The 26,854-nt window shown below is 51.9% G+C and carries 28 protein-coding genes; 27 read left to right on the forward strand and 1 reads right to left on the reverse strand.

What is annotated here, in order from left to right; translation table 11 throughout:
- The first annotated feature begins 125 nt into the window (after nt 1-125).
- The 11 genes from rpsP to AC0YOA_RS11155 all read left to right on the forward strand — a co-directional run bounded on the left by rpsP (nt 126) and on the right by AC0YOA_RS11155 (nt 8,005).
- Nucleotides 126-398, forward strand: coding sequence for a 30S ribosomal protein S16 (rpsP, locus tag AC0YOA_RS11105; RefSeq protein ID WP_188992563.1), 273 nt, complete (start codon nt 126-128; stop codon nt 396-398).
- A 25-nt stretch (nt 399-423) separates the two neighbouring features.
- Entirely contained in the window at nt 424-654 is a 231-nt protein-coding gene (locus tag AC0YOA_RS11110; protein ID WP_210042239.1) for a KH domain-containing protein, read from the forward strand.
- Nucleotides 655-763: 109 nt separating this feature from the next.
- Nucleotides 764-1,288 (forward strand): ribosome maturation factor RimM, encoded by a 525-nt coding sequence (gene rimM / locus AC0YOA_RS11115; RefSeq protein WP_210041250.1) that lies wholly within the window; start codon nt 764-766, stop codon nt 1,286-1,288.
- 4 nt (nt 1,289-1,292) lie between these two features.
- The gene (gene trmD / locus AC0YOA_RS11120; RefSeq protein ID WP_475786578.1) at nt 1,293-2,048 is read left to right on the forward strand and encodes a tRNA (guanosine(37)-N1)-methyltransferase TrmD; all 756 of its coding nucleotides are present in this window, start codon (nt 1,293-1,295) and stop codon (nt 2,046-2,048) included.
- Between the two features lie 221 nt (nt 2,049-2,269).
- Nucleotides 2,270-2,611, forward strand: coding sequence for a 50S ribosomal protein L19 (rplS, locus tag AC0YOA_RS11125; RefSeq protein WP_210041246.1), 342 nt, complete (start codon nt 2,270-2,272; stop codon nt 2,609-2,611).
- 166 nt (nt 2,612-2,777) lie between these two features.
- Nucleotides 2,778-3,482, forward strand: a complete 705-nt coding sequence (gene lepB / locus AC0YOA_RS11130; protein WP_475786579.1) for a signal peptidase I — start codon at nt 2,778-2,780, stop codon at nt 3,480-3,482.
- Between the two features lie 13 nt (nt 3,483-3,495).
- Nucleotides 3,496-4,368: a ribosome biogenesis GTPase YlqF gene (ylqF, locus tag AC0YOA_RS11135; RefSeq protein ID WP_475786580.1), complete on the forward strand. Its 873-nt coding sequence runs from the start codon at nt 3,496-3,498 to the stop codon at nt 4,366-4,368.
- Nucleotides 4,369-4,541: 173 nt separating this feature from the next.
- Complete coding sequence (locus AC0YOA_RS11140; protein WP_210041242.1) at nt 4,542-5,153, forward strand: ribonuclease HII; 612 nt, start codon at nt 4,542-4,544, stop codon at nt 5,151-5,153.
- Nucleotides 5,154-5,388: 235 nt separating this feature from the next.
- Entirely contained in the window at nt 5,389-7,317 is a 1,929-nt protein-coding gene (gene fliK, locus AC0YOA_RS11145) for a flagellar hook-length control protein FliK (RefSeq protein ID WP_475786581.1), read from the forward strand.
- On the forward strand, nt 7,314-7,607 hold the full coding sequence (locus tag AC0YOA_RS11150) for an EscU/YscU/HrcU family type III secretion system export apparatus switch protein (protein WP_475786582.1): 294 nt from the start codon (nt 7,314-7,316) through the stop codon (nt 7,605-7,607). Before fliK ends, AC0YOA_RS11150 begins: the two co-directional genes overlap by 4 nt.
- Entirely contained in the window at nt 7,604-8,005 is a 402-nt protein-coding gene (locus AC0YOA_RS11155; protein ID WP_475786583.1) for a YraN family protein, read from the forward strand. Before AC0YOA_RS11150 ends, AC0YOA_RS11155 begins: the two co-directional genes overlap by 4 nt.
- Nucleotides 8,006-8,183: 178 nt before the next feature.
- On the opposite strand, the gene AC0YOA_RS11160 is transcribed toward AC0YOA_RS11155, so the two are convergent.
- On the reverse strand, nt 8,184-9,749 hold the full coding sequence (locus tag AC0YOA_RS11160; RefSeq protein WP_475786657.1) for a YifB family Mg chelatase-like AAA ATPase: 1,566 nt from the start codon (nt 9,747-9,749) through the stop codon (nt 8,184-8,186).
- 532 nt (nt 9,750-10,281) lie between these two features.
- On the opposite strand from AC0YOA_RS11160, the gene sucC reads away from it, so the two are divergent.
- The 16 genes from sucC (at nt 10,282) to fliJ (ending at nt 26,829) form a co-directional block, all read left to right on the forward strand.
- Nucleotides 10,282-11,442 carry an ADP-forming succinate--CoA ligase subunit beta gene (gene sucC / locus AC0YOA_RS11165; protein ID WP_210041234.1) on the forward strand — a complete coding sequence of 387 codons (1,161 nt, stop codon included), beginning with the start codon at nt 10,282-10,284 and terminating at the stop codon, nt 11,440-11,442.
- A gap of 59 nt (nt 11,443-11,501) precedes the next feature.
- Nucleotides 11,502-12,434 carry a succinate--CoA ligase subunit alpha gene (gene sucD / locus AC0YOA_RS11170; protein WP_210041231.1) on the forward strand — a complete coding sequence of 311 codons (933 nt, stop codon included), beginning with the start codon at nt 11,502-11,504 and terminating at the stop codon, nt 12,432-12,434.
- A 218-nt stretch (nt 12,435-12,652) separates the two neighbouring features.
- Nucleotides 12,653-13,789, forward strand: coding sequence for a DNA-processing protein DprA (gene dprA, locus AC0YOA_RS11175; protein ID WP_475786584.1), 1,137 nt, complete (start codon nt 12,653-12,655; stop codon nt 13,787-13,789).
- A gap of 26 nt (nt 13,790-13,815) precedes the next feature.
- Complete coding sequence (topA, locus tag AC0YOA_RS11180) at nt 13,816-15,912, forward strand: type I DNA topoisomerase (protein WP_475767756.1); 2,097 nt, start codon at nt 13,816-13,818, stop codon at nt 15,910-15,912.
- Nucleotides 15,913-15,947: 35 nt separating this feature from the next.
- Nucleotides 15,948-17,294 carry an FADH(2)-oxidizing methylenetetrahydrofolate--tRNA-(uracil(54)-C(5))-methyltransferase TrmFO gene (gene trmFO / locus AC0YOA_RS11185; protein WP_475786585.1) on the forward strand — a complete coding sequence of 449 codons (1,347 nt, stop codon included), beginning with the start codon at nt 15,948-15,950 and terminating at the stop codon, nt 17,292-17,294.
- A gap of 53 nt (nt 17,295-17,347) precedes the next feature.
- A complete protein-coding gene (gene hslV / locus AC0YOA_RS11190; RefSeq protein WP_475786586.1) occupies nt 17,348-17,893 on the forward strand; it encodes an ATP-dependent protease subunit HslV in 546 nt (181 codons plus the stop codon).
- A gap of 37 nt (nt 17,894-17,930) precedes the next feature.
- Nucleotides 17,931-19,337 (forward strand): ATP-dependent protease ATPase subunit HslU, encoded by a 1,407-nt coding sequence (gene hslU, locus AC0YOA_RS11195; RefSeq protein ID WP_475767752.1) that lies wholly within the window; start codon nt 17,931-17,933, stop codon nt 19,335-19,337.
- A gap of 32 nt (nt 19,338-19,369) precedes the next feature.
- Nucleotides 19,370-20,140, forward strand: a complete 771-nt coding sequence (codY, locus tag AC0YOA_RS11200; RefSeq protein WP_210041221.1) for a GTP-sensing pleiotropic transcriptional regulator CodY — start codon at nt 19,370-19,372, stop codon at nt 20,138-20,140.
- A 238-nt stretch (nt 20,141-20,378) separates the two neighbouring features.
- Nucleotides 20,379-20,783, forward strand: coding sequence for a flagellar basal body rod protein FlgB (flgB, locus tag AC0YOA_RS11205; protein WP_210041219.1), 405 nt, complete (start codon nt 20,379-20,381; stop codon nt 20,781-20,783).
- Nucleotides 20,784-20,788: 5 nt separating this feature from the next.
- Nucleotides 20,789-21,238, forward strand: coding sequence for a flagellar basal body rod protein FlgC (flgC, locus tag AC0YOA_RS11210; protein ID WP_210041217.1), 450 nt, complete (start codon nt 20,789-20,791; stop codon nt 21,236-21,238).
- Between the two features lie 87 nt (nt 21,239-21,325).
- Entirely contained in the window at nt 21,326-21,583 is a 258-nt protein-coding gene (fliE, locus tag AC0YOA_RS11215) for a flagellar hook-basal body complex protein FliE (RefSeq protein WP_475768401.1), read from the forward strand.
- Between the two features lie 44 nt (nt 21,584-21,627).
- A complete protein-coding gene (gene fliF / locus AC0YOA_RS11220; RefSeq protein ID WP_210041215.1) occupies nt 21,628-23,199 on the forward strand; it encodes a flagellar basal-body MS-ring/collar protein FliF in 1,572 nt (523 codons plus the stop codon).
- 11 nt (nt 23,200-23,210) lie between these two features.
- Nucleotides 23,211-24,224, forward strand: a complete 1,014-nt coding sequence (gene fliG, locus AC0YOA_RS11225) for a flagellar motor switch protein FliG (protein WP_475786587.1) — start codon at nt 23,211-23,213, stop codon at nt 24,222-24,224.
- Nucleotides 24,217-25,041: a FliH/SctL family protein gene (locus AC0YOA_RS11230; RefSeq protein ID WP_475786588.1), complete on the forward strand. Its 825-nt coding sequence runs from the start codon at nt 24,217-24,219 to the stop codon at nt 25,039-25,041. Before fliG ends, AC0YOA_RS11230 begins: the two co-directional genes overlap by 8 nt.
- Nucleotides 25,031-26,356, forward strand: a complete 1,326-nt coding sequence (gene fliI / locus AC0YOA_RS11235) for a flagellar protein export ATPase FliI (RefSeq protein WP_475767741.1) — start codon at nt 25,031-25,033, stop codon at nt 26,354-26,356. Before AC0YOA_RS11230 ends, fliI begins: the two co-directional genes overlap by 11 nt.
- 26 nt (nt 26,357-26,382) lie before the next feature.
- Nucleotides 26,383-26,829, forward strand: a complete 447-nt coding sequence (gene fliJ / locus AC0YOA_RS11240; protein WP_475786589.1) for a flagellar export protein FliJ — start codon at nt 26,383-26,385, stop codon at nt 26,827-26,829.
- Nucleotides 26,830-26,854: the final 25 nt, after the last annotated feature.

Consider the following 26,854-nt stretch of genomic DNA (forward strand, 5'->3'; position numbering starts at 1 on the left):
TTCAAATTCAATATTGTTTACGAAGTCATTCATGAAGCAGATTCTACATTGAATATTGATTTCGGCAGGTATCCAGCCCGATATTGAACGTTTACTTTTGTAAATTTTTGAAGGAGGTGATTTTCTTGGCAGTACGTATTCGTTTGAAACGTATCGGAGCGCACAAAGCGCCTTTTTATCGCGTCGTTGTTTCCGATTCCCGTTCCCCGCGTGATGGTCGTTTTATTGAAGAGATCGGCACATACAATCCGGTTTCCCAACCGGCTCAGGTGAACATTGATGAAGAGAAGGCATTGAAATGGCTTCAAAACGGAGCGCAAGCATCCGATACCGTTCGTAACCTGCTTTCCAAAGCTGGTGTTATGACGAAGCTTCATGAGCTGAAACTTCAGAAGTAGGACACTTTTACGGGGGGCCTTGATGATGAAAGATTTGATTCTTGTCATAGCTAAGGCTTTAGTGGATTACCCGGAGGATGTACGCGTCGATGTGAAGGAAGACGATCGCGGCACGGTCTACATGCTGTCGGTTCATGCCAGCGATATCGGCAAAGTAATCGGCAAGCAGGGACGGATTGCGAAAGCGCTGCGGACGGTGGTAACATCGGCTGCCGTGAAATCACAAAAACGTGTGATCGTTGATATTATTTCATAGATCGTACATCAAGAGAGGGTTAGGATCAACGTCCTAGCCCTTTTTTTTAGCCTTGTACGGGGTACAAGCATACGATAAGCGGATAAATGGAAAGAGGAAGGTAACAGCGATGGAACAAGGATGGCTGATGGTTGGCAAGGTGGTCAACACGCATGGCATACGCGGGGAAGTGAAAGTGTATTCCCAGACGGATTTTCCGGAGGAGCGTTTTGCGGCAGGCAACAAGCTGACGCTGATGAATCAGGAGACCGGGCAGAAGCTGATCGTGGAAATCATGACCGCCAGACCGCAGAAAAATATGTTTATCGTGAAGCTGAAAGGCTTCGATAACATTAATGATGTGGAGAAATATAAAGGCTGGGTGCTTGCTGTAACCAAGGACGACATGGTTGAGCTTGAAGAAGGCGAGTATTATCAATATCAGATTATCGGCTGCCGGGTTGTGACGGATGAGGGTGAGGAGCTTGGCATCATTACAGAGATCCTCGTGCCGGGCGCAAATGATGTGTGGGTTGTACAGGAGCAAAAGCCCAAGGGCAGACAAATTCTCATACCGGTGATCGATGATGTGCTTCTGGATGTCAATATTGAGACGAAAACGGTCACGGTGCACCTGATGGAAGGGTTGATTTAAAGGGATGCGAATCGACGTGTTAACCCTGTTCCCGGAAATGTTCGATGGCGTATTCGGAGCCAGCATTTTGGGGAAAGCGCGTGACAAGGGACTGGTCAGTCTTCAGGCGATTAACTTTCGTGAATATGCCAATAATAAGCATAATACGGTGGATGATTACCCTTATGGCGGAGGCGGCGGAATGGTGCTTAAGCCTGAGCCGATTTTTGCAGCTGTCGAAGATTTGAAGCCCGAAGGCTCCACGCCCCCGCGTATCATTCTGATGTGCCCGCAGGGAGAGACGTTCTCGCAGCGTAAAGCAGAAGAACTGTCGGCTGCCGAGCATCTTATATTTGTGTGCGGCCACTATGAAGGCTACGATGAGCGGATCCGCGAGCATCTGGTGACAGATGAGCTGTCCATCGGCGATTATGTGCTCACCGGCGGGGAGCTGCCCGCGATGGTTGTCATTGACAGTGTCGTCCGGCTGCTGCCTGGCGTTCTGGGCAATGAGAATTCGGCTGTTACCGATTCCTTCAGCACAGGGCTGCTTGAGCATCCGCATTATACGCGACCGGCTGTTTTCCGCGATATGGAGGTTCCGGATGTGCTCCTGTCCGGCCATCACGCGAACGTGGCGGCATGGAGACGGGAACAATCTCTCCTTCGCACGCTGCAGCGTCGTCCCGAGCTCCTGGAGCAGGTAGAATTAAGCAAGAAGGAACGGGAGTGGCTACGCCGTTTGATGGCTGACCGGGAAACCGGAAAAGCGCAGAAATAGGCTGTAATGACTTGATTTCCAGCTGAGGGTGTTATTGGGAGTCATCCGATTGACGCCCGTTTGGATTCTGGGAATAAAGTCATTGTTTTATACAAGCAATTGTGGTAAAATTTCTGGTGTTGCTTTTGTATAGTCGGACGGTCCGCTACTAAGCGATGATCCGGTCCATATGAGGGGCCGATGAGCTTATATGAACGTCTATGGTGGAAGGAGTGATTACAATGAATCTTGTACAACTGATTGCTCAAGAAAATTTACGTAAGGATCTTCCTAACTTTCGCCCAGGCGATTCGCTGAAGGTACACGTTAAAGTTATCGAGGGAACTCGTGAGCGGATCCAGCTTTTCGAAGGCGTCGTTATTAAACGTCGCGGCGGCGGCATCAGCGAAACGTTTACCGTGCGTAAAATTTCGTATGGTGTAGGCGTGGAAAGAACTTTTCCGCTTAACTCGCCGAAAATCGAGAAGATCGAAGTTATGCGTCGCGGTAAAGTACGCCGTGCTAAACTGTATTATCTTCGCAATCTTCGCGGTAAAGCTGCGAGAATTAAAGAAATTCGTTAATGTAACGACTGGAGAGGGGCTTGCTCAAACAAGTCCCTTTTCGTTTTTTCATATATCAGAAAGCATAAGGTTCGTTTGAATACTTTTCTGATATTTCAAAGGGAAGATACTTGCATCGGACGTACAGGACGACGTAATGAACTTGCTGCAGAAGAGGGTGTAAATCATGGATCAACCGCATAATTTTGATGAGAATGGTCAGCAGTTGAATGAAATGACGACAAAATCAAATGAAACCCCAACTACCGGGCATAAGGAGGTGGAGACGATAACCCCACCAGCCAAGCAAGGCGGCGGCAAGGCGCAAAAGGAAGTTTTTGAATGGGTCAAGGCTTTGGCGATTGCCGCGATACTGGTGGTTGTCATTCGCTACTTTTTGTTTGCCCCGTTTATTGTCGACGGCCCTTCGATGGAACCTAACTTTTATACAGGCGAGCGTCTGATTGTAAACAAAATCATTTACGATATCCGCCAGCCGAGGCATGGTGAAGTCGTCGTTTTCCACGTGCCGGAAGAAAATCGCGATTTCATTAAACGGGTTATCGGCGTGCCCGGAGACAAAGTGAAATATGATGGCGATAATTTGTACATAAACGGCGAGAAGGTGGAAGAGCCTTATCTGAAGGAATCCATTGATGCGGCCATAGCAAAGGGCGAAATATTTAATAATCAGGGTGCTGACCGCAACTTCCCGAATGAAAATTTCCAGACGGATATTGTGCCTGACGGCACGATTCTGGCCTTTGGAGATAACCGCCGGAACAGCCGGGACAGCAGGATGATTGGCTATGTATCGGACAAGCAAATTATTGGCAGGGCAGATGTGATTTTCTGGCCGATGAGCAAAATTACGTTTGTGAAACACGGATGAGGTGGCTGTTTGCATGACAATTCAATGGTTTCCCGGTCATATGACGAAGGCCCGGAGACAAATTCAAGACAAGCTTAAACTGATCGATTTAACGATAGAATTGCTGGATGCCCGGGTACCGATTTCGAGCCGTAACCCCATGATTGATGAAATCCTCAAGGATAAGCCGCGTCTTATTGTGCTGAACAAGGCAGATCTGGCGGACAGCCGTACGACGGAGCAATGGATCGCATTTTTTACAAAAGCGGGACATGCCGCTCTGGCGGTGGATTCGTCGACGGGGACGCGGGTGAATGAAATCCCGGTCCGCGCGAAGCAGCTGCTGCATGAGAAAATCGCGCGGCAAATCGCCAAGGGAGTGAATCCCCGAGCGGTGCGGGGGCTTATCGTCGGCATACCCAATGTGGGGAAGTCCACGCTCATTAACCGTCTGGCCGGACGGCATATCGCCGCCACGGGAGACCGGCCGGGCGTCACCAAGGGCCAGCAGTGGATCAAGGTCGGCACGGAGATGGAGCTGCTCGATACACCGGGGATTCTGTGGCCCAAATTCGAGGATGCTCTGGTGGGATACCGCCTTGCGATGACCGGCGCGATCAGGGAGCAAATCCTTAACGTGGAGGATATCGCCTTCTTTGCCGTTAAGGAATTGGTCAAGCGTTATTGGGGGCCGACTTCGGAGCGGTTTGGGATTACCGACCCTCCCAAGGATCTTGACGATGCTGATGAAATCGTCCGGGTGATGGAGGATATCGGCCGCAAGCGGGGCTGTCTCATCAGCGGCGGGCGCGTCGATTTGGAGAAGGTATCCGGCATTATATTGCGCGAGCTGCGTTCAGGCAGCCTGGGCCGGATTTCGCTGGAAACGCCGGATGACCTGAAATAAGGCCACCGGATTCAGGAAACAATGACGGCTGCCTTGTTCATGAGGGCGGCCGTTTGTGCTAAAATCAAGGGAAAACCTGAACGGGCAAGCTATTGATACTGTATACATAGATGGGGGAATTAATCTTTCGCGCTCGGCACTTTTGCGTAAAGAGGGGAAACGGGGAGAAGCGGATGCTGGAATTTGAACAGCCCTTGTGGGAGCAGGGCTGTCCTTATATTGCCGGGATCGATGAAGTAGGACGGGGCTGCCTGTTTGGGGATGTTGTGGCAGCTGCCGTTATTTTGCCGGAAGGGCTGGTGCTCGAAGGCATTAACGATTCCAAGAAACTTTCAGAGAAGAAACGCGAGGAGCTTTATTCTGTCATTATCGACCATGCCGTCGCGTGGGCTGTATCCAGAGTCGATGCGGCAACCGTGGATGAAATTAATATCAAGCAGGCGGCACGTCTTGCTATGAAGCAGGCGGTCTCGCAGCTTTGTGTGCAGCCAAACCATCTGCTGGTCGACGCTGAGAAGGTAGACTGCGATATTCCGCAGCTGGCCATTATTAAAGGGGATGCCAGAAGCCAGTCCATTGCCGCAGCTTCCATCCTGGCCAAGGTGACCCGCGACCGGCTGTGCGTCAAGGAATGGGATGCCTTATATCCCGCTTACGGTATTGCCATACATAAAGGATACGCAACCAGGCAGCATCGGGAAAAACTGCTGGAATACGGCCCCAGTCCCATGCACCGGCAGTCCTTCCTGGGCAAGCTGTTCGTGGAACAGCAGGTGTTGTTTTAAAGGACCGGCTTTTCAATAATTCAAACCAAACCAAAACCGCCTGTTATGGCGGCAATAGGCCCTTATCGGGGTTTACTGCCGCCATCGTGAGGGCGGTTTTTGTCCGCCATATACCTATATGTTAATGCAGATAGAGGATTCAGCCGATATTGAAAGGATAAGGATATCAGCGAATGATTGGGCCATATAAAGCGGTGGTTGCGTAGCTGCGGCTAAGGGAAGGAAGTGGCGGTTAATGAATATCGGACAATTGATGAGAGGGCTGATTGGCGATGCCCAGCCGGTTGACAGCAAGGCGCTGGAGCTGAAAATCGGACAAATTGTGCGCGGCGTTCTGCTGCAGGTGCTGGATAATCAGGATGCTCTGGTGCAGATCAATGGCGTTCAGGTTCGCGCCAAGCTGGAGGTGCCCCTGCAGCCGGGCCAGTCCACGCTGCTCCAGGTGCAGCCCCAGTCTGGCGGCGGCTCTTTGGTGCTGAAGCCCGTTGACCAGCAGGCCGCTGATCTGCAGGAGGGCAGTCTGAAGGAATGGGTAAAGGCGCTGGGGCTTCCGGATCGGAAATGGTCCCTTGCGCTGGTTCGCGATTTGCGCCGGGAAGGCGCGGCTCCCTTTAAGGATGCAGCGGCGCAGTTTCAAGAAGCCAAGGCCGCCATGCCTGCCGGCGGCGACGCCAGGCTGTGGATGCAGGCGGCTGCGCTTGGCTATAAGCGCGGCCTGCCGATGACCGCAGCGACGATCGGCTCGCTGCAGCAGGTGTTGAGCGGTACGCAGGCGCATGCTCTTCTGGAGGCGCTGGAGCAGGGTCTGGCCGCCTGGAGCGGCGCATCCGCGGGTGATAACGCGGACGACCCCGCGCAGCCGCGTACTGCGGCGCAGGCGGCTGCAGCGAAGCTGGCGGCGCTGCTGCCCGAAGGGGCAGCGCTGATGCGCGCAGCGCAGGGCGCGGGCGGGGCGCAGCCGCCCGCCGCAGGTCCGGGCGCGGGCACAGCCGCCGCGCCCGAGGCGGGAGCAGCGGGCGAAGCTGCTGCTCCTTCAGCTGCGCGAAGCGCAGCAATGGCCGCGCCGGTACCCGGCAGCGCGGCCGGGGCGGCCCCCGCTGAGCGCGCAGCAGCGGGGGCGCAGGCGGCTGGCGCCTCTGCAGCCTCTGGAGGCGCCAAGCCCGCTCCAGCCGCGCAGCCAGCATCCGCAGGACCGGCGCAGCAAGCTCCGAGCGCAGCGGCCGAAGATTCCGCTGCGGCGGGGAGCCCGCAGCGCGCAGGCGGCTGGGTCGGCCAGCTTATCAAATGGCTTGGCGTCGATCACGAGCATCTGCTGGCTGCCTCCGCCGGGTCGTCCCCAAAAGACGGGACAGTGGCGGAGCCGCCCGCAAACGAGGCGCGTGCATCCAAACCGCCAGAGAACAACCAGCAGCAGCCTGCGCGGATTGTTGCCGCTGCTCATCAAGAGACCCACGCTCCCCTTGAGCAGAAAGGCGCCAATATTCCTTCGCCGGCGGATATGTCCCGTCAGCCAGGTTCCTCTTCGCTGCTGGTTCATGCTGCCGCAGATGAAGGAGCTCTGCCAGGGCCTGCGCAATCAACCGCTGATAAGCCAGCCGCTGCAGATACCCTCAAGAGCGCGCTGATCACGCTTGCTGCCGGGGATGACGTGCCGCAGGCGCTGAAAGATACCGCACAGCAGCTGGTCCAGCATATTACCGGACAGCAGCTTCTGCTGAGTCCTGAACGTACCGCCTCGCTATTTTCGCATGTCACCCTGTTCATTCCGATGCAGGGGCAGGATGGAAGCCAAACCGCATCCGTACATATCCAGACACGCCGCGGGCGCAAGGGGGAGCTGGATGCGGAGAACTGCCGGCTTTTATTTGATCTGCGCATGAACACGCTGGGAGAGACAGTTGTTGATGTACAGGTAGTCAATAAAATAGTCAGTCTGAATCTATGGAATGATCATCCTGCAATTGCGGAGCTGCTTGAATCATCCAGACCCGAGATGAACGAGTCGCTTCAGAAAGCGGGCTTCCAGCTTTTGTCGCTGCGTGCAACGCCGATGCCCGACAGAAGCCGGCAGGGTGGAGACGGGTCATCGGTGGAGGATTCCTCCGCTGCCGCTGTTCCGGCTTGGTCAATGAAGCCATACAAAGGGGTGGACTTCCGCGCATGAGGCAGGCAAAAGAGAAAGGGACGATCAAGAAAGCGGTGGCCCTGAAATATGAACCGGGCGAGCGCAGTGCGCCTGTCGTTATCGCCAAGGGCAGCGGAACGATTGCGGAATCGATTTTAAGCAAGGCGGCAGAAAACGGCATCCCGGTCCAGCATGATTCGTCACTTGTCGAGGTGCTGTCTAAGCTCGATATCGATCAGGAAATACCTCCTGAGCTGTATACGCTGGTGGCAGAAATCTTGTCCTTCGTCTATCGTTCGGACCGAAGAGCGGGGGATATCGGGAAGTGAACAATTCCAGGAACAGACGCAATCCGTTGAAGCCGGACGACAGAGGCGCTACCGGCAGGCAGGGTGAGGAAGCAGCTGTGGAGCTGCTGCTTCAGGAAGGCTGCACCATTCTGCACCGCAATTGGCGTTGCCGCTTCGGCGAGCTGGATATTATCGCCAGACAGGGTGCTGAGCTTGTGTTTGTGGAGGTTAGAACAAGAAAAAGCGGCGGACGCTTTGGAACAGCGGCAGAATCGGTGGATGCGCGCAAACAGCGGCAGGTACGCACCATTGCCGAGGTTTATATGCAGGCAACCGGGACGCATGGGATGCCTGTCCGTTTCGATGTAATTGCCGTGATGGTCGACCGCGGCAGCGGCAGCGTCGTAGAACTGAATCATATAGAAGCGGCGTTCTAAAATGCACGCTGCAGGAAGAAACGGCTGCCTGCCTCTGGGGGCAATCCAGATTTCATTCCCACAAAAAATATCCAGCGTGTAATGGAATTTATACGTTCTCCTATTACTGACAAAGGCACTCGTATAGCTTCCTGACCCGGAAGCTTTACGAGTGCTTTTCATGATTTATGCCTGCTCTTTATAATGTAAGCAAATTCCGGTCGAGGCTGCGGTAGCCAACCGCTTCCGCGATATGCTCGGCCTCCACCAGATCGGATTGCTCAATATCGCTGATTGTCCGCGCAAGCTTCAATATCCGGTCATGGGCGCGAAGACTTACGCCGAGTGAATCAAAAGCCAGCTTGAGCATCCGGTCGGCTTCCTGTGTCAAATCGACGGCACGCCTCAGCGAATCGCCTGCCAGCTCTGCGATTGGACGCAAGCCTTTCATCCGCTCCTGCTGGCGTGCGGATGCTTCCAGAACGATACCCCGCATTTGTGATGAGTTCATTCCGGTTTTCAGTCCTTCGGTTGTCGGCGGCCGAGGCACCTCGATATGCATGTCGATGCGGTCGAGCAGAGGTCCGGAAATTTTGGTGCGGTAGCGGGCGATCTGCTGGGGGCTGCACTGGCATAGATGGTCATCTGTTTCATGCCCATAATAGCCGCATGCGCATGGATTCATGGAAGCTGCCAGCAGAAAATGAGCCGGAAAGCGGAAAACGGCTCTGGATCTGGCGATTGTAACCTCCCGATCCTCAAGCGGCTGCCTGAGCACCTCCAGAGCAGTCCGCGAGAACTCGGGCAGCTCGTCCAGAAACAGAACGCCGCGATGTGCAAGCGTGACCTCGCCGGGTCTTGGAACTGATCCTCCCCCGATAAGGCCTGCAGCCGATATCGTATGATGGGGAGTCCGGAATGGACGCTCCCTCATCAAGGCCGGTCCGTGTCCGAGCTTGCCGGCTGCGCTGTAAATTTTGGTCACCTGGAGTGCCTCCGCTTCCTCAAGAGGAGGCATAATGCCCGGGAGCCTGCGGGCAAGCATGGTTTTGCCCGTACCCGGCGGACCGGACAGCAGCACATTATGCTGGCCAACAGCGGCAATGAGCATGGCTCGCTTGGCATGGTGCTGACCAAGGACATCGCCGTAGTCGCCTTGTTCAAACTGCTGCTTGCCAGCTTCGCCATCCGGATGGCGAAGCCGCGATGCGGCTCTGTGATCGTAGCGGAGAGCTTCCCAATTGCCGAGTTTTGTTCCATTTTGCCGGGAATCCCCCAGTTCGCGTAAATGCCGGATACCGAACAATTCCAAACCGTCAATGCAAGCGGCTTCCGCAGCGTTCTCCTCCGGCAGAAGAACACGCCCCATACCGGCTGTTCTTGCCTGCTCCACCATGGCAAGCACGCCGTTAACAGTTCTGATTTCCCCGCTTAGGGACAGCTCGCCCAGCACAAGCGTACCCTGATACAGCTCCGGCAGAAGCTGGCCGCTCGCGGACAGGATGCCGGCGGCAATGGCCAGATCAAAGGCAGTACCTTCCTTGCGCAAATCCGCAGGGGCAAGATTGACCGTAATCCGCTCCATAGGAAATTTAAATCCGCAGTTTTTGACAGCGGCTCTGACGCGCTCGATGGATTCGCGTACCGCCGGGTCGGGGAGCCCCACTACATTTACCTGCGGGAGGCCGTTCGAGATATCCACCTCAACCGTAATCAGTCTGCCTTCAACTCCGTACACACTGGCGCTGAACATACTTCCGTACATACAAAAAAACACCCCCATCGTCATATCGGATGAAGGTGCTTCCTCACGTGTCCGTATCAAGCTTGCTATTTCCCCATAATAGTCCAGACCATAAATGGTTGTCAATATTAGCTCCTTTGTGTGAAGAGGCAAATGGATATCAATTCATGGCCGATATATTTCTGACAATAGGTCATAATATAGCGGACGAGAATCAGACGTTCAAGCCGTCCAATATTAAGGTCAATTGCCTGAAATCCCATCTCGATTCGAGATGGAACTAATATCAAAAAAGCTCGATCTTTATCACAAATAATTAGGAAAGCCCTGCCTAAACGTGCTACAATAGTAAGGGTTTTAAGCGAAGACAAGGGAAAGCCGCACTGGCATCTGATGATGTTCGAGCAGTTTTCTTCCCCACAGAAATATAAGTAAGGTCCGTAAGAGGCCGGCTTTCCTTTCCACTTGGAATCTGCCGCTTCTGCTGTACTTTGCTTGTTATTCTTTTGTCTAGAGATCGTAGGATTTGACTGCGGATAGGAGGATTCTCGTAATGAATATCCATGAGTATCAAGGAAAAGCGCTTTTGAAACAGTACGGGGTCGTCGTTCCAGAGGGTAAAGTGGCATTTTCTGTCGATGAAGCGGTAGAAGCTGCCGAAGCGCTCGGAACACCGATTGTTGTGGTAAAAGCCCAAATCCACGCAGGTGGACGCGGTAAAGCAGGCGGCGTCAAGGTAGCCAAAAATTTGGACGAGGTTCGCGCATATGCGGGCGAAATCCTGGGTAAAGTGCTGGTAACGCACCAGACAGGTCCTGAAGGTAAAGAAGTGAAGCGCCTGCTGATCGAGCAAGGCTGCGACATTAAGAAAGAATATTATGTCGGTGTCGTGGTGGACCGTGGAACAGGCCGTATTGTCATGATGGCTTCCGAAGAGGGCGGCACTGAGATTGAAGAAGTCGCCGAGCACTCCCCGGAGAAAATCTTTAAAGAAGTGATTGATCCGGCTATCGGGCTGCAGCCATTCCAGGCGAAGAAGCTGGCTTACGCCATCAACATTCCTAATGAGCTGGTCAATAAAGCAGCCAAGTTCATGCTTGCGCTTTATGCGGCTTTTGTGGACAAGGATTGCTCCATTGCGGAAATCAATCCACTCGTTGTCACAGGCGACGGCAATGTCATGGCGCTTGACGCCAAACTGAACTTTGACTCCAATGCGCTCTATCGTCACAAGGATATCCTTGAGCTCCGCGATCTGGATGAAGAGGACGCCAAAGAAATTCAAGCTTCCAAATTCGACCTTAGCTATATCGCCCTGGACGGCAATATCGGCTGTATGGTCAACGGTGCGGGACTTGCTATGGCGACGATGGACATTATCAAATATTATGGCGGAGACCCGGCCAACTTCCTCGATGTAGGGGGCGGTGCTACGAAGGAGAAAGTCACGGAGGCCTTCAAAATCATTCTTTCCGATGAAAAAGTGAAGGGTATCTTCGTTAACATTTTTGGCGGAATCATGAAATGCGACATCATTGCTGATGGCGTTATTGCAGCTGCCAAAGAACTTGGACTGGATCGTCCGCTCGTTGTTCGCCTTGAGGGAACAAATGTGGAGCTGGGCAAAAAAATGTTGAACGAATCCGGATTGAACATCGTGGCCGCAGACTCCATGGCCGACGGCGCACAAAAAATCGTCGCGCTGGTGAAGTAGTCGTTTTCTCTTCATAAGCATTGCGGCATACGAATTCATTTTAGAGGATGTGAGTTTCGATGAGTATTTTGGTCGACAAGAATACAAAAGTAATCACCCAAGGTATAACAGGCGCTACCGGGCTGTTTCATGCGAAAGGCGCCCTTGAATACGGCACACAGATGGTTGGCGGTGTAACGCCGGGCAAAGGCGGAACGAACGTTGATATTACGCTGGAGAACGGCGAAACCGTTTCTCTGCCGGTCTTCAACACCGTTGTTGACGCGGTTGCCAAAACAGGCGCTACGGCATCTGTCATCTATGTTCCGCCGGCATTTGCGGCAGACTCCATCCTTGAAGCGATCGACGCCGAACTGGATTTGGTCATCTGCATTACGGAAGGCATTCCGGTTATTGACATGATCAAGGTAACCCGTTACCTTGAAGGACGCAAAACGCGTCTGATCGGTCCTAACTGCCCAGGCGTCATTACTCCGGGTGAATGTAAAATCGGTATTATGCCGGGTTATATTCACACCAAAGGCCATGTAGGCGTCGTTTCGCGAAGCGGAACACTTACTTATGAAGCGGTTCATCAGCTGACTGCGCGCGGTATCGGCCAGTCATCTGCTGTCGGTATCGGCGGAGACCCGGTCAAAGGGTCCGAGTTTATCGATATTTTGGATATGTTCAATAACGATCCGGACACCTATGCCGTGATCATGATCGGTGAAATCGGCGGTTCCGCAGAAGAAGAAGCGGCCGAGTGGGTCAAAGCCAACATGAAGAAACCTGTCGTTGGTTTCATCGGGGGCGCAACGGCGCCTCCAGGCAAACGCATGGGCCATGCCGGCGCGATTATCTCCGGCGGTAAGGGAACGGCAGCCGAGAAAATTGCCACTCTTGAGAAATGCGGCATCAAAGTTGCGCCTACGCCTTCTGAAATGGGATCAACTTTGGTAAGCGTTCTGGAGGAGCAAGGACTTCTGGAGAAATGCACAACCAATAAATAAGCTTATCCGTCAATGATTGCGGAGAGGGTACCGAATGTAACCTTTTCGATTGGCTAAAATAAGCTTCAACCTAAAGGTAAGCAACCTTTCGCCAGCCCGTATCGGGCTCGAAAGGTTGCTTTTTTTGTTTCTATTATTCAGGGCGGCTTGCATTCTGATTCCATGTCAAGCAAAATAGGGTAAGGATGTGAGCCCCTCACCAAGGGGCGATAACGATTATGTTGAATGATAACTTTAATGAAGAGATGCGAAGAGAAGTTCTGATCACCTTGCATGAAACGCCGGGTGTTGGCTGGCATACAATTCAAAAAGCGGCTTCTTACGGCGCCTGGTCCTGCTACGAACGATTTACGGAGGAGGCCTGGTGCTCGTCGGTTGGCCTGAAGCCGGAACAGGCGAAGAAAATTACAGAAGCCTTCCGGCAATTGGACAAAAATACCCGCAGAGAGCGTTTCGAGAAGCTTGGTATAAAGGTTATGACTTTCTTTGACCCTGGCTACCCGACACTTCTGGCGCACACACCGCAGCCTCCATGGGTCTTATATTTAATCGGGCACATAGATCTGTTGTACCGGTCGACGATGGCAATCGTAGGCACCAGAGGCCCTACATCGTATGGTAGACGGGCGGCAGCCGATATATCCGGTCAGTTATCAAGGTGCGGGCTGACCGTTGTCAGCGGCCTTGCTCGAGGCATAGACAGCATTGCCCACGTAGGGGCGCTCCCTTCACCAGGAGGCACCATCGCTGTGCTGGGCACGCCTATTGATAAAGTGTATCCTGCCGAGAACCGTTCACTATATCGCGAGATTGGATATGGAGGCAATGGCTTGATCGTGTCGGAAGTACCGCTTGGCACACCTTTTCATCCCGGCTTGTTTCCGCTGCGCAACAGGATCATTGCCGGTTTGTCGCTGGGAACAATCGTCATTGAAGCAGCCGAGAGGAGCGGTTCACTCATTACGGCCGATCAGGCTTTTGATATGTCCAGAGAGGTTTTTGCCGTGCCGGGGCCGATATCGTCACCAAAGAGCGGAGGCACGAATATGCTTATCCGAACAGGCACCGCCAAACTTATATCTTCCGTGGAGCATGTTTTGGAGGAGTATGAAGGCCGGCTGCCGCTCCCGCATGAGGGAAGTGCAGGAGACAGGGAACAGGACGCCCGGGAAGATATTACACTGAGCAAGGATGAGGCTTTCATCTATACTTTACTAAAGGATAAACCGCTCACTTCGGATGAGCTCCACGAGCTGACATCGTTCCCGTTTGGACTTTTACACGCAACTCTGATAAATTTAACTGTAAAACGGAAGATTGAACAGCATCCTGGTTCCATATATAGTGTTAGGTAATATGCAGCAGAAAGGGGGACGCATGAATGGCGGATTCACTTGTAATCGTCGAATCACCGGCAAAAGCGAAAACGATCGGAAAATATTTAGGCAGCAAATTCATCGTAAAAGCATCGATGGGACATATACGCGATTTGCCGAAAAGCCAGATCGGTGTTGAGGTCGACAATGACTTCAATCCCAAATACATTACGATCCGCGGGAAAGGCAGCGTTCTCAAGGAACTCAAGGACGCCAGCAAGAAAGTCAAAAAAGTTTATCTCGCGGCTGACCCGGATCGCGAAGGGGAAGCGATCGCCTGGCATTTGGCACACTATCTGGAAATCAACGAAGGCGATTCCTGCCGCGTTGTGTTTAATGAAATTACGAAGCAAGCGGTCAAGGATGCATTCAAGACTCCGCGTCCCATTAATATGGATTTGGTGAATGCCCAGCAGGCACGCCGGATCCTGGATCGACTTGTCGGCTATAAAATCAGTCCGCTGCTGTGGAAGAAGGTAAAAAAAGGTCTTTCTGCAGGTCGCGTCCAATCGGTAGCGGTCAAGCTCATTATCGATCGGGAGAACGAAATCGATGCGTTCATTCCCGAGGAGTATTGGACGATCACCACCCAGCTCAAGCATAATGATGTCTCCTTTGAAGCCAAGTATCATTCCTTGAACGGGGAGAAACGGGAGCTGGGAAGCGAACAGGATGTGCAGGAGGTTCTTCAGGCAATGGGGAACTCCGCCTATACCGTCGCAGATGTGAAGGAGAAAGAGAGACTGCGCAATCCGGCGCCTCCCTTCATTACAAGCTCGCTTCAGCAGGAGGCTGCCCGCAAGCTCGGATTCCGCGCTTCGAAGACCATGTCCGTCGCGCAGCAGCTGTATGAGGGTGTGGAACTTGGCAAAGAAGGAACGGTAGGTCTCATCACTTATATGCGTACCGATTCGACCCGTATTTCCCCGATAGCTCAAGAGGAAGCAAAGGGCTATATCGAGGAGAAATACGGCTCTTCCTTCGTTCCGGATCAGCCCCGTGTCTATGTCAAGAAGAACAGCAATGCGCAGGATGCCCATGAAGCGGTGAGACCGACATCTGTGCTCCGCGATCCGGATTCGATGAAAGAGTTCTTGAGCCGCGATCAATTCCGTCTATACAAACTGGTTTGGGAACGGTTCGTTGCCAGCCAGATGACATCTGCGGTACTGGATACGATGACGGTTGATCTGAATGTCGGTACGGCCGTATTCCGGGCAAACGGCTCCAAAATAAAGTTCCAGGGCTTTATGAAAATTTATGTCGAGGGCAATGACGATGGAGCTACGGATGAAGAGAAGTTCCTGCCCCCGCTTGCTGTAGGCGATATCGCCGAGCCGGAAGTCGTAGATCCCAAACAGCATTTTACGCAGCCTCCCCCAAGATATTCGGAAGCGCGTCTGGTCCGTACAATGGAGGAAGTCGGCATCGGCCGCCCGAGCACCTATGCGCCTACGCTTGAAACGATCCAAAAGCGCGGCTATGTGGCGATGGAAGAGAAAAAATTCATTCCTACAGAGCTGGGCGACCTGGTTATCCAACTGATGGAGGAGTTTTTTCCGGAAATTCTCAATGCCGAATTTACCGCCCATATGGAAGAGGATCTGGACCATGTCGAGGATGGCAAAGAGGATTGGGTTCGCGTTCTGGCGGCCTTCTACGAGACATTCGAGAAACGGTTGGAAGTGGCCGAAGATGAAATGAAGGAAATTGAGATCCAGGATGAAGTATCCGATGAGATTTGCGAGAAATGCGGCAGGCATCTGGTCTATAAGATGGGCCGCTTCGGAAAATTTCTGGCTTGTTCGGGATTTCCGGAATGCCGCAACACGAAGCCTATCGTCAAGGATATCGGGGTGACCTGTCCCAAATGCGCGGTCGGCAAAATTATTGAAAGACGAAGCAAGAAAGGCCGGTTTTTCTATGGCTGCGATCAATATCCTGGCTGTGATTATGTCTCCTGGGATAAACCGTCAAGCAAGCCTTGTCCGCAGTGCGCCGGCTTAATGGTCGAGAAGCGCAACAGGAGCGGCGCCCGTCTGCAGTGCACGCAGTGCGACCACACCGAAGAGGTGCTGGAAGATCAGGATCAAGCCGAATAACAACTTCCGTATTATAGGAAAGGATGGTAAGTTCATTGTCCGATTTACAACGCGTCACCGTTATTGGAGCGGGCCTTGCCGGCAGCGAGGCTGCCTGGCAAATCGCGTCCCAGGGTGTACCCGTGACTCTATATGAAATGAGACCGCAAACCCAGACACCGGCCCACCATACCAATCAATTTGCCGAGCTCGTATGCAGCAACAGCCTGCGGGCCAATGGTCTCGCGAATGCAGTAGGTGTCCTCAAAGAAGAGATGAGGCGCCTAAGCTCGCTTATTCTGGAATCTGCCGATCTGCATGCCGTACCTGCGGGCGGGGCGCTCGCCGTTGATCGCGACGGCTTCTCCGGGGAGGTAACCAGACGCCTGCATGAGCATCCGCTAGTGGAGGTGCGCTGCGAAGAAGTAACCGATATTCCTGCCGATGGGATCGTGGTTATCGCTACCGGCCCGTTGACCGCGCCTAAGCTGTCCGCTCAAATCCAGGCGTTGATGGGCCAGGAGTATTTTTATTTCTACGATGCCGCAGCGCCGATTGTTGAGAAAGATTCTATCGATATGAGCAAAGTCTACCTGGCTTCCCGTTATGATAAAGGAGAAGCGGCTTATCTGAATTGTCCCATGAGCGAAGAAGAGTTTGAAGCTTTCTATGAGGCGCTTGTGACAGCAGAGAAAGCCGAAGTGAAGGAGTTTGAGAAAGAGCAGTATTTTGAAGGCTGCATGCCTGTCGAGGTCATTGCCAGCCGCGGCAAACAGACGCTGCTTTTCGGACCGATGAAGCCGGTCGGTCTGGTCAATCCGCATACCGGCAGGCTGCCACATGCCGTCGTCCAGCTGCGTCAGGACAATGCTGCGGGAACGCTTTACAATTTGGTCGGTTTTCAAACCCATCTTAAATGGGGCGAGCAAAAACGGGTATTATCTTTAATTCCGGGACTTGAGAATGCCGAATTTGTTCGGTTCGGAGTTATGCACCGCAACACATTCATCAATTCGCCGAAGCTGTTGAAGCCAACTTACCAGCTGATCAACCGGGAAAGCCTCTTCTTTGCAGGGCAAATGACCGGCGTGGAAGGCTATGTGGAGTCTGCGGCGTCGGGTCTTATTGCCGGTATTAACGCAGGGAGGCTGGCCAAGGGGCTTGAGCCGCTCGTCTTCCCGGCCGGCACGACGCTCGGCAGCATGGCGAATTATATAACTACTGCCGATTTCAAGCATTTCCAGCCGATGAATGCGAATTTCGGTTTATTCCCGGCTCCGGAGAAACGGGCACGCAGCAAGAAGGAAAAGAATGAAGCCCTCGCCGGGCGCGCACTGGATCAGCTCGCGCAGTTCAAAGAGCAGTACATAAATGGTGCACCCGCAGGCATTGCAGGCGAATAGTCGTTAGAGCCCAAGCTTACGGGTATGCGGAAATGAAGAAGGGGATGATTCTGATGGAAATGCAGTTTCATGCGACGACAATATGCGCCGTTCGCCATAACGGCAAAGGGGCCATCGCAGGAGATGGTCAGGTAACCTTCGGCAACAGCATGGTGATGAAGCATCATGCGAAGAAGGTCCGGCGGCTGTACCGCGGTCAGGTTGTAGCGGGGTTTGCCGGATCAGTAGCAGATGCGATTTCGTTATTCGAGAAGTTTGAAACGAAGCTTGAGGAGCATCATGGCAATCTGCAGCGTTCGGCTGTGGAGCTGGCGAAGGATTGGCGCTCGGACCGCGTGCTGCGCAGGCTGGAAGCGATGATGATAGTCATGGATGCAACCGGAATGCTGCTCATCTCCGGCAATGGGGAAATAATTGAACCTGATGATGGCATATTGGCGATTGGTTCAGGAGGAAGCTTTGCCCTTGCTGCAGCCCGTGCGCTCAGTCTGCATGCGACGAATTTGGAAGCTAGAGATATGGCGAAGTCTGCGCTTGAAATTGCCGCCGATATTTGTGTATTTACCAACCGTAATATTATTGTTGAAGAAATTGAGTAGTGCGGCCCGTGAGAGGTCCTATGTGGAGGGATAATCGATGGTAAACGAAGCGATGACGCCGAGACAAATAGTCACGGAACTTGACAAATATATTGTAGGTCAGAAGCAGGCGAAACGATCGGTGGCCGTAGCGCTGCGCAACCGTTACCGGAGAAATCGTCTGGACGAGACGCTGCGTGATGAAATTGTGCCGAAAAATATTTTGATGATCGGGCCGACAGGAGTCGGCAAGACCGAAATTGCCAGACGTCTGGCCAAGCTCGTGAAGGCTCCGTTCGTTAAAGTGGAGGCTACCAAATTCACAGAGGTCGGTTATGTCGGCCGCGATGTGGAGTCGATGGTACGCGATCTGGTGGAAACGTCAATCCGTATGGTCAAGTCCGAGAGGACAGAGCAGGTCCGTGACCGGGCGGAAGAACTGGCAAATGAGCGTATCGTGTCCATGCTGGTGCCATCCGCATCCAAATCCAAAGCGCAGAAAAACCCGCTTGAAATGCTGTTCGGCGGTAATTCGGGCGCCAAGGAGCCGCAGGAAGAGCCGCAGGAGAGCGAGTCGATTCTGGATCGCAGAAAGCAGGTTAAGGAACAGCTTCTCGCAGGCAAGCTGGAGCAGGAAATCATTGAAATCGAAGTGGAGGATTCCTCTCCGAATATGCTTGATATGCTGTCCGGGCAAGGCGGCGAAGGAATGGGCATGGGGATGAACATCCAGGAAATGTTCGGCCAGCTGATGCCCAAGCGCACGAAGAAAAGAAAGCTGCCGATAAAAGAAGCCCGCAAGGCCCTTACACAAGAGGAAGCGAACAAACTGATTGATATGGATGATGTGATTGCGGAATCCGTAAGCCGGGCCGAGCAGTCGGGAATTATTTTTATCGATGAAATTGACAAAATCGCCAGCGGTTCGCGAGGCTCGGGTCCCGACGTTTCGCGCGAAGGCGTTCAGCGGGATATACTGCCCATTGTCGAAGGTTCGACCGTGATGACCAAATATGGGCCGGTAAAGACGGATTTTGTGTTGTTCATTGCCGCCGGCGCTTTCCATATTGCCAAACCGTCCGATCTGATTCCTGAGCTGCAGGGGAGGTTCCCGATTCGGGTGGAGCTGACCAATTTGACCCTTGAAGATTTTGTGAAGATTCTGACCGAGCCCAAAAACGCCCTTACAACACAATATACGGCGCTGCTGGAAACGGAAGGCATACGCATTGATTTTTCTGAGGAAGCGATTCATGAGCTGGCATCCATTGCGGCAGAGGTGAACAAGAATACGGAGAACATTGGCGCACGAAGACTGCATACCGTGCTGGAGAAGCTGCTTGAGGATCTATCGTTTGAAGCTCCTGAGCTATCGCTCGACCAGATGACCATAACACCGGAATATGTCCGGGAGAAGCTGGGCAACATTGCGAAAAACAGAGATTTGAGTCAATATATTTTGTAAAGGCTCGGAGTGGAAAGTAGGAGGAAGAGGTAATGATTTTACTTGCAAAAACGAGAACGCTGAACCGGCTGCTGCAGCGTGCGGCCGGAGGGGCGCTCAATTTCCGGGAAATGGCGGAGGTGCTGTGCACAACCATACAAGCGGATGTATTTGTGGTCAGCCGCAGAGGCAAGGTGCTGGGCTGTGCCGCCGTTGGACCTTACCAGCATGAGCAGCTTCGGGCATTGCCGCTTGAGGACATGCGTTTCTCAACCGAATGCAATGACCGTTTCATGAGCATGCAGGAGACGGTTACCAATGCCAAGCCTGATGAAGGCGTATGTGATGCGTTCCCGATGATGGCCGGTCATGAGAAAATGACGGTTGTCCCCATTGTTGGCGGAAGAGACCGTTTGGGAACTTTAGTGCTGCTGAGAAGCTCTGAGCCTTTTGGCGATGATGATTTGATACTTGCTGAATACGGTTCTACTATTGTCGGCATGGAGATTCTTCGCGAGCGTGCGGAAGAAATCGAAGTCGAGGCAAGGAGCAGGGCGGTGGTAGCTGTAGCGGTAGGCTCTCTGTCCTTTAGCGAGCTGGAGGCGGTTGAGCATATTTTTGAAGAGCTGGACGGTAAGGAAGGACTTCTCGTTGCATCTAAAATAGCGGATCGGGTAGGTATTACACGGTCGGTTATTGTTAACGCGCTGCGCAAACTGGAGAGTGCGGGTGTAATCGAAACTCGTTCTTTAGGCATGAAAGGGACCTATATAAAAACTTTAAATACGATGCTCCTGCAGGAATTGGCCAAAAATAAAGCCTGAGGACACAGGAAATGTAAAAAGCAGTCCTAAAATCCCGATTTTCAGCCCTATCTTTCAAAAAGATAGGGCTTTTTTCTTATTGTAATAAATTAGGAAATTAAGGAATATTAATTTAACGGCATTTATCGACAATCAGTTCTCATTTTTTTAATATTCTTTTGTCGAACGAAGCAGGAATGAGGAAAATTCTGTTGAATATTAACAGAAGCAGACAAGATTAGAAAGCGGGGTCTCATCCATGTTATTGAACAGCCCGGGTTTCAACAGGCTGCAGGGTGCAATTAGTGCTGCAGAAATGCGCCAGCGTGTCCTTTCTGACAATGTAGCCAATTCCGACACGCCGGAATACAAACGTTCTGACGTTTCATTCGAGGAGCTTTTGGATCAGAGTCTGAGCAATGGAACGCCTGCTCTGGCAGGAAGGCGGACGAATGCACGCCATATTCCAATCGGCTCATCTTCTTCCGTACCTGCTCCCAGAGTTGTGACGGATGAGAATAGTGTGATGAATAACAACTCCAATAATGTCGATATTGATCGTGAAATGTCGATTCTTGCCGAAAATCAGTTATCCTATAATTTCTACATTCAGCAGGTTAACCATGATGTCAAAATGATGCGAACAGCAATTGAAGGGAGATAGAACAGATGAAGCTGACGAACGGATTTAATGCCAGCGCATCAGCTCTGACGGCGCAGCGTTTGCGGATGGACGTCATTTCTTCCAATATTGCCAACGCGGAAACGACCAGAGCAAGCTTTGTCAATGGCCGATACGAGCCGTACAAAAGAAAAATGGTTGTGCTTGAGCCGAATCAACCTTCGTTCTCAAGCATTATGAGCGGTCAGTTGAACGGTACCGGCAATGGTGGAGTAAAAGCGGTTCGCATCATGGAGGACAGCAGCCCTTCCAAATTGGTTTATAATCCGACTCATCCCGATGCCGATGCCAATGGATATGTGAATATGCCCAATGTTGATATTGCGAAGGAAATGGTCGATATGATCGCTGCATCACGTTCTTATGAAGCTAATGTCACGGCATTGAATGCGACTAAAGGCATGTTTACGAAGGCACTTGAGATTGGCAGAAGTTAAAACTAAATCTAACAGATATAATACGGAGGGATTCCAGTGATTAATCAAGCAACGATTAGTCCGGTGCTGTCAAGCCGCTTGACCAATATAAATCCAGTCAGCGAGAAAGCAACACCGGCGGAAATGACGCAAAGCTTCGGGGATTTTCTCCAAAATGCGCTTGACGGAGTCAGCGCTCAAGAATCGAATGTTTCGGCATTAACGGACCAGTTCATGCTGGGACAAGTAGATGTTTCACAAGTAATGATTGCTTCTTCGCAAGCGGAGCTCAGTTTGCAGTTAACCTCTCAAATCAGGAATAAGGTGATAGAAGCTTATCAAGAAATAATGCGAATGCAAGTGTAATACCTACTTCTTGAGGAGTCATAGCACATGATTGGGGTGGAATTGTGAACGAGAAATTCGCCCAATATCGGGGGAGAATTGCCCAGTATTGGAATGCAATGGGGAAGAATCAGAAAATATTGCTTGGTGCGTCTGTCGGGGTCCTGCTGCTTTCCGTGATTTTGCTTACCATCTTTTTTTCCAGAACCCAGTATGAAGTGGCCTTTCAAGATCTGGACAGTACGGATTCCGCTGCAGTAATGAATTATCTGGATACGAATAAAATTCCTTACAAGCTTGAGAATGGCGGAACGACGATTTCCGTTCCATCCGCCGACGCTGCCAAGGCCAAGGTGGAAGCCGGCTCTCAGGGACTTGTGCAAAATGGATCGATCGGATTTGAAGCTTTCAATGCCGGTGGATCGATGTTCGGTTCAACGGATCGTGAGTTTGATGTGAAATACCGCAACGCTTTAAACGGCGAGATTCAGCAGCTCCTTAATAATATGCAGGGTGTTCAGAAATCCAACGTTCTGGTCAACTTGCCAGAAACCAGCGTGTTTGTTTCGACAGAAGAGAAGGAACAAGCATCTGCCTCTATCATGATGGATTTCAAGCCAGGTTACCGGCCATCACAAAAAGAAGTAGACGGGTACTACAATCTGGTAAAAACAGCCGTCCCCAATTTAAGTGTCGATAATATTACCATTTCCAGCCCAGAAGGAGAACTGCTTGCCTCGACTGGTGTCGGCGGAAGTGCAGCTGGAAGTGCACTTGCTTTGGAAACCCACTATCAAATTCAGCATAAATACGAAGCCGATTTGAAACGTAATATTCAGCAATTTTTAGGCCGTATGGTCGGTATGGACAATTTGGTCGTGAATGTCCAAAGCACCATTAATTTTGACAAGAAGAAGACTGATCAGCAGCTGGTAGAGCCGCTCCCGAACAACAGTAATAATGGCATTATTATCAGCGAGCAATCAGACAGCAAAACATCAACAGGCTCAAGTGCTGCCGGCGGGGTGGCGGGAACCGGTGCAACGGATGTTCCAGGCTATCAGGCCACAGATGGAGGCGGAGCAGGGAGCTCTGAAGAGAATTCCCAGACCACGAATTATGAAGTGAATCGAATCAACAGCCAAATCGAATCAGGACCCTATGTAATTAAGGATTTGTCAATCAGCGTCGGTGTTGAGAAGACGAGGCTGGATGTTGATACGACAAACGGGATGAATGCCTTCCTTACTTCCCTCGTGCGGTCGCAGCTGATCGAATCCGGCCAGGATGTAAATGATGACGTATTAATTGCGAAAAAGGTTGCAGTTATTGGACAAACATTTGCCAGCACCAGCAGCGATGCTTCGGCATCTGGTTTATCCACAGGATGGCTTATCGGGATCGGCCTTGCAGCGCTGGCTATCATTGCCGGCCTTGTCTTCGTGGTGGTTCGTCGCCGTAAACAAAACGCAGCTCAAGAGGATGATCTCGTCGTTCCCGGTAAAGTGGAATATCCGACGATTGATCTTGATGCTGTTAACAATGAGAGCCAGGTACGTAAGCAGCTTGAGACACTTGCTAAACGTAAACCAGAGGAGTTTGTTAATCTACTCCGTACCTGGCTTGTTGATGAATAGAGGTGGCCCAGGTGGCGAGAATATCACAAGGATTCAGTGGTCGGCAAAAAGCAGCTATCTTGTTAATTTCACTAGGGCCTGAAGTATCCGCTCAAATTTTCAAGCATTTGAGGGACGAGGAGATCGAGCAGCTAACCCTTGAAATCGCCAATGTACGCAAGGTTGATACGATTGACAAAGAAACGATTCTGGGCGAGTTTCATCAGATCTGTCTTGCCCAGGAATATATATCGCAAGGCGGTATCGCCTATGCCAGAGAAATTTTGGAGAAGGCGCTTGGCGAACAGAAGGCATCGGAGGTCATCGGCCGTCTGACAGCTACCTTGCAGGTGCGCCCATTTGATTTCGCCCGTAAAGCAGAGGCAAGTCAAATTCTCAATTTTATCCAGAATGAGAACGCCCAGACCATCGCACTCGTGCTTTCTTATTTGCAGGCGGAACAGTCCGCGCAAATTCTCTCTTCGCTTCCGCAGGAAAAACAGGCGGATGTGGCAAGGAGAGTTGCGTTGATGGACAGTACCTCGCCAGAGGTGATTTCACAGGTAGAACGCATACTCGAACAGAAGCTTTCAGCTACCGTTACTCAAGATTACACCAGTGCAGGTGGAATTGAATCAATTGTTCAAATATTAAATGGCGTCGATCGGGGTACGGAACGTACAATCCTTGATGCGCTGGAAATTCAGGATCCGGAACTGGCCGAAGAAATCAAAAAAAGGATGTTCGTTTTCGAGGATATCGTCAATATCGACAACCGCTCGATTCAACGGATTATCCGGGATATCGAGAATGCCGATTTGCAGCTTGCGCTTAAAGTGGCAAGTGAAGAAGTTCGTGAAGCGATCTTCCAGAACATGTCCAAACGTATGGCGGAGACCTTCAAGGAAGAAATGGAATATATGGGACCTGTCAGACTGCGTGATGTTGAAGAGGCTCAGACCCGTATCGTAGCCACAATCCGCAGACTTGAAGAATCAGGAGAGATCATCATCGCGCGCGGCGGAGGAGATGACATCATTGTCTAAACTATTCAAGTCCTCTGATGTCATTTCAGTTGAAGAGCTCAAACGGTTGGAATGGTACAACAAATATGCAGCCCGACAAGTAAATGCCGAGGAGCCGGCAGAGCCAGTGGCCGATGAAGAGACGATCTCCCTTCGCGATCAGATCCTGTCGGATGCCGAGGAATTTGCCAAACAGCGTATTGATGAATCAAGCCAGCAGATTGAAGCGATGTACCAGGAAGCCAATGATCAAATCGACGGCTGGTGGCTGGAGCGGCGCCTGCAGGATGAACAGCAGTTCGCTCAGATCCGGGAGGAAGGCTCCCGTCAGGGTCACAGTGAAGGCAAGGCACAGGCAGAGGAAGAGGTGCGGGCCCACTGGGAGTCGATGCTAACCGAAGCCAAATCCATTCTGGAATCCGCTTATCAGACAAAGGAACAGATCATTCAGGAATCCGAGCCTTTCCTGGTAGAGCTGAGCGCCGCAATTGCCGAGAAAATCATTGCCAGGCAGCTGACGGTTTCCCCGGATTGGTCGCTGGAGCTGATTCGCAAGTCGCTGGAGCGCAGAAGAGAACAGGGAGTCATTATTCTCTGTGTATCTCCCAAGCAGCTGACCTTTGTACAGGCAGCGCGCGAGGAGCTGAGCCTGGCGATTGATTCGCAGGCGGAGCTGCAGATTGTGCCGGATGTGTCAGTCAAGGATTTTGGCTGCGTCATCCGCTCCGCATTCGGAAGCATCGACGCCAGAATCAATACCCAGCTATCCGAGATCAAGCGTGAGCTGATCCAGCTGACCCTGCAGGCAGAAGAGCGGGGGCAGGCTGATGAAAACTAAACAGTTGGATGCTTCAAAATATATTGAGCATATGAGATCGATCGATCCCGTACGCGTTAACGGAAAAGTGACGCAGGTTATCGGACTTACCGTTGAGTCGGAAGGCCCTGACGCCAGTATCGGCGATGTCTGTTATATTTATCCGGTAAAATCCGCCAAGCCTCTCAAAGCGGAGGTTGTAGGCTTTCGCAATAATAAAGTTATTCTGATGCCGCTTGGCGAGCTTCAGTCGATCGGTCCCGGCTGCGATGTGGTGGGTACGGGAAAACCGCTGACCGTGCAGGTTGGATCCGAATTGCTCGGAAGAGTGCTGGATGGATTGGGACAGCCTCTTGACGGTTCATTTGTTTCCAGCCGGATGCCGCATTATTCAACGCATAACATACCGAGTAATCCTCTCAGCCGACCGCGTGTTCTGAATCCGCTCAGTATTGGCGTCCGCGCCATTGATGGACTGCTGACAATCGGACAAGGACAGCGTGTTGGTATTTTCGCGGGCTCGGGAGTTGGAAAAAGTACCCTGCTCGGGATGGTTGCCCGCAATACATCGGCTGACGTCAATGTCATCGCCCTGATCGGTGAACGTGGACGGGAAGTGCTCGAATTTATCGAGAAGGATCTCGGCCCGGAAGGACTTGCCCGGTCTGTTGTAATTGTTGCGACATCCGATCAACCGGCGCTTATCCGCATCAAGGGTGCATTGATCGCCACCACGATAGCCGAGTATTTTCGCGACCGGGGATTGAATGTGATGCTGATGATGGATTCGGTCACCCGTTACGCGATGGCACTGCGCGAAGTGGGGCTTGCCATCGGCGAACCGCCGGCCACACGAGGCTACACACCGTCTGTATTTGCGAATCTGCCGAAGCTTCTCGAGCGGGCAGGTACGGGGCCCAAGGGCTCCATAACCGCTTTCTATACCGTGCTGGTTGATGGTGATGATATGAACGAACCTATAGCCGATGCCGTTCGCGGCATTCTGGACGGACATATCGTGCTCAGTAGGGATTTGGCCAACAAAGGACATTTTCCAGCCATTGATATTCTTTCATCGGTCAGCCGGGTCATGAAAGAAATTGTGCCTGAAGAGCAGCAGGACGCAGCGAATGAGATGAAACGATTAATGGCGATATATAAGGATTCGGAAGATCTGATCAATATTGGGGCGTACCAGCGCGGATCCAATATGGAAATCGACAAGGCAATTGATTCCAATGAGTCCATAAGAGCTTTCACCCGCCAGAAGACATCGGAAAAGGTGGATTATCAGGAGGCGCAGGAGCGGCTGATTTCTGATTTTCACCCTAAATAACCGTACGCAGGAGATGATGATGGATAATGGCCAGCTTTCATTATGCTTATCAGAAAATCGTCGATCTTAAGTCCAGTGAGAAAACACAAGCGGAATGGCTGCTGTCGGCAGCAATCGGCAAACTGCAGGCGGAAGAGATGACGCTCGGGCAGTTGTTTCAGGAGAGGGCATCATGGAGTGAACGTTTGCATGATGCATCCACGACGGCTGTAGCTCTCTCGGAGCTGCTGCTTATGCAGCGGTATGTTGATTATGTGGATGCATGTATCGCGCGCAAGCAGATGGATGTCAAGCAGGCCCAAAGGCAAGTGGATGACAGCCGCACGGTGCTCAGCGGCAAGATGATGGATGAGAAGGTTTGGCAAAAATCCAAGGAACGGGCGCTTGACCGCTTTCGTTCGGTGATCCAGACAAAAGAGCAGAATGAACTCGATGAAATGGCGACAGTACGCTTCGTAGCTGCAGCCCGATGATGAAAAATCCAGCTTGACGAATCGG

The organism is Paenibacillus sp. JT22N12 (assembly GCF_056269365.1).

Excerpts from the sequence above, each read along its gene's own strand:
- AC0YOA_RS11110 (WP_210042239.1), top strand. The coding sequence starts at position 424 with ATGAAAGATTTGATTCTTGTCATAGCTAAGGCTTTAGTGGATTACCCG.
- rimM (WP_210041250.1), top strand. The coding sequence starts at position 764 with ATGGAACAAGGATGGCTGATGGTTGGCAAGGTGGTCAACACGCATGGC.
- trmD (WP_475786578.1), top strand. The coding sequence starts at position 1,293 with ATGCGAATCGACGTGTTAACCCTGTTCCCGGAAATGTTCGATGGCGTA.
- rplS (WP_210041246.1), top strand. The coding sequence starts at position 2,270 with ATGAATCTTGTACAACTGATTGCTCAAGAAAATTTACGTAAGGATCTT.
- lepB (WP_475786579.1), top strand. The coding sequence starts at position 2,778 with ATGGATCAACCGCATAATTTTGATGAGAATGGTCAGCAGTTGAATGAA.
- ylqF (WP_475786580.1), top strand. The coding sequence starts at position 3,496 with ATGACAATTCAATGGTTTCCCGGTCATATGACGAAGGCCCGGAGACAA.
- AC0YOA_RS11140 (WP_210041242.1), top strand. The coding sequence starts at position 4,542 with ATGCTGGAATTTGAACAGCCCTTGTGGGAGCAGGGCTGTCCTTATATT.
- fliK (WP_475786581.1), top strand. The coding sequence starts at position 5,389 with ATGAATATCGGACAATTGATGAGAGGGCTGATTGGCGATGCCCAGCCG.
- AC0YOA_RS11150 (WP_475786582.1), top strand. The coding sequence starts at position 7,314 with ATGAGGCAGGCAAAAGAGAAAGGGACGATCAAGAAAGCGGTGGCCCTG.
- AC0YOA_RS11160 (WP_475786657.1), bottom strand. The coding sequence starts at position 9,749 with ATGTACGGAAGTATGTTCAGCGCCAGTGTGTACGGAGTTGAAGGCAGA.
- sucC (WP_210041234.1), top strand. The coding sequence starts at position 10,282 with ATGAATATCCATGAGTATCAAGGAAAAGCGCTTTTGAAACAGTACGGG.
- sucD (WP_210041231.1), top strand. The coding sequence starts at position 11,502 with ATGAGTATTTTGGTCGACAAGAATACAAAAGTAATCACCCAAGGTATA.
- dprA (WP_475786584.1), top strand. The coding sequence starts at position 12,653 with ATGTTGAATGATAACTTTAATGAAGAGATGCGAAGAGAAGTTCTGATC.
- topA (WP_475767756.1), top strand. The coding sequence starts at position 13,816 with ATGGCGGATTCACTTGTAATCGTCGAATCACCGGCAAAAGCGAAAACG.
- hslV (WP_475786586.1), top strand. The coding sequence starts at position 17,348 with ATGGAAATGCAGTTTCATGCGACGACAATATGCGCCGTTCGCCATAAC.
- hslU (WP_475767752.1), top strand. The coding sequence starts at position 17,931 with ATGGTAAACGAAGCGATGACGCCGAGACAAATAGTCACGGAACTTGAC.
- codY (WP_210041221.1), top strand. The coding sequence starts at position 19,370 with ATGATTTTACTTGCAAAAACGAGAACGCTGAACCGGCTGCTGCAGCGT.
- flgB (WP_210041219.1), top strand. The coding sequence starts at position 20,379 with ATGTTATTGAACAGCCCGGGTTTCAACAGGCTGCAGGGTGCAATTAGT.
- flgC (WP_210041217.1), top strand. The coding sequence starts at position 20,789 with ATGAAGCTGACGAACGGATTTAATGCCAGCGCATCAGCTCTGACGGCG.
- fliI (WP_475767741.1), top strand. The coding sequence starts at position 25,031 with ATGAAAACTAAACAGTTGGATGCTTCAAAATATATTGAGCATATGAGA.
- fliJ (WP_475786589.1), top strand. The coding sequence starts at position 26,383 with ATGGCCAGCTTTCATTATGCTTATCAGAAAATCGTCGATCTTAAGTCC.